The following is a 1,180-nucleotide window of genomic DNA, read 5'->3' as shown; positions in this document are numbered from 1 at the left end:
AATAGAGCCTGTATCGGCTATAACAGGGCGGTAATCAAGGCCTAAACGCTCAAAAATATTACAATATGCTTTGTGCATCGCTTGATAAGTCGCATCTAAACACTCTTCACTTAAGTGAAAAGAGTAGGCATCTTTCATTGTAAATTCACGAGCACGCATTACACCAAAACGAGGACGACGTTCGTCGCGTACTTTAGTTTGTACTTGGTATAAAGTAACTGGTAATTGCTTGTAGCTGCTTATTTCTTTACGTACGAAATCAGTTATTACTTCTTCGTGTGTTGGGCCAAGTGCAAATGTACGGTTATGACGGTCTGTAAAGCGCATAAGCTCAGGACCAAATTCATTCCAACGGCCAGACTCTTCCCACAAATCAGCAGGTTGAATAACAGGCATTAGCATTTCAATTGCACCCGCTTTGTCCATCTCTTCACGTACAATGTTTTCTACTTTACGTAGCACGCGTAAACCAGAGGGTAACCAAGTGTATAAACCCGAAGCGACGCGACGGATCATACCGGCTCTAAGCATTAACTGATGCGATACGATTTCAGCATCTGATGGCGTTTCTTTAAGTGTTGCGAGTATATATTGGCTTGTACGCATGTTTTTTCCGAAATAGAGTAATTATATTCTTTTAATAGAGCTTAAGTTTACCAGCGGATGCTTTTACACTAAAGCGCTAAGTGAGTTATTTAGTTTTTTTCTATGCTTGTTACTAAGTTATGTGCATCATTAACCTGCCAGCGAATATTAAAGTCATAGAGAGTCATCCCGTAGCTTTGCATTTCTTCTTTTTGTTTTTTATAAGCAGGGCGAGGATCTTGTTTTAAAACATTGGCTATAAAATCATGTAAGTCTGGGTATTGTGTTTGGGCATTAACAAACTCAATTGCCTGAGGGCTAAATTCAACCGTCATTTGTGTTTCTGGGCGCGTGTCAGCAAAACCAGCACTTGCATCCGGCATAGAGTCTGAATACGGCAAATACGGTTTTATGTCAATAATCGGTGTGCCATCAAGTAAATCAATACCAGCGAGTAATAAGCTAAGTTGTCCGTTTTTATATTCAATACCTTCAAGTTTTACGGCGCTCATTCCAATTGCGTTTGGTCTGAATGTAGCACGGGTCGCAAATACACCTTTTCGCTCATTGCCACCCAAACGAGGCGGGCGCACCA

General features: G+C 41.0%; 2 protein-coding genes. Both read right to left on the bottom strand.

The window, feature by feature from the left end; translation table 11 throughout:
• Positions 1 to 606 (bottom strand): proline--tRNA ligase (gene proS / locus L654_RS0100245; protein WP_024592596.1); only part of this gene is annotated, 606 nt, incomplete at its 3' end.
• 89 nt (positions 607 to 695) lie between these two features.
• The coding region (locus L654_RS0100240) for a tRNA (N6-threonylcarbamoyladenosine(37)-N6)-methyltransferase TrmO (RefSeq protein WP_024606914.1) at positions 696 to 1,180 on the bottom strand (485 nt) is incomplete at its 5' end.

It is taken from the genome of Pseudoalteromonas sp. TAB23 (genome assembly GCF_000498075.1).
In the GTDB taxonomy this organism is placed as follows: Bacteria; Pseudomonadota; Gammaproteobacteria; order Enterobacterales; family Alteromonadaceae; genus Pseudoalteromonas; species Pseudoalteromonas arctica.
Note: the sequence above shows the minus strand (reverse complement) of the source record. Positions and strands in the feature narration are given on the sequence as shown.